Source organism: Virgibacillus kekensis (genome assembly GCF_042654125.1).
Lineage (GTDB): Bacteria > Bacillota > Bacilli > Bacillales > Amphibacillaceae > Lentibacillus > Lentibacillus kekensis.
The window spans coordinates 1-565 of the sequence record NZ_JBHSFU010000020.1; the positions used below are offsets into that span (position 1 = coordinate 1).

1 rRNA gene is annotated in these 565 nt (G+C 56.6%); it reads right to left on the reverse strand.

Annotation, left to right across the window (positions count from 1 at the left end):
• Positions 1-565 (reverse strand): 23S ribosomal RNA (locus tag ACFO3D_RS18900); the annotation flags it as partial.

The following is a 565-nucleotide window of genomic DNA, read 5'->3' on the forward strand; positions in this document are numbered from 1 at the left end:
AGTGATGGGAAGTCTCATCTTGAGGGGGGCTTCATGCTTAGATGCTTTCAGCACTTATCCTTGCCACACGTAGCTACCCAGCTATGCTCCTGGCGGAACAACTGGTACACCAGCGGTGTGTCCATCCCGGTCCTCTCGTACTAAGGACAGCTCCTCTCAAACTTCCAACGCCCACGACGGATAGGGACCGAACTGTCTCACGACGTTCTGAACCCAGCTCGCGTACCGCTTTAATGGGCGAACAGCCCAACCCTTGGGACCGACTACAGCCCCAGGATGCGATGAGCCGACATCGAGGTGCCAAACCTCCCCGTCGATGTGAACTCTTGGGGGAGATAAGCCTGTTATCCCCGGGGTAGCTTTTATCCGTTGAGCGATGGCCCTTCCATGCGGAACCACCGGATCACTAAGCCCGACTTTCGTCCCTGCTCGACTTGTAGGTCTCGCAGTCAAGCTCCCTTCTGCCTTTACACTCTGCGAATGATTTCCAACCATTCTGAGGGAACCTTTGGGCGCCTCCGTTACCTTTTGGGAGGCGACCGCCCCAGTCAAACTGCCCGCCTGA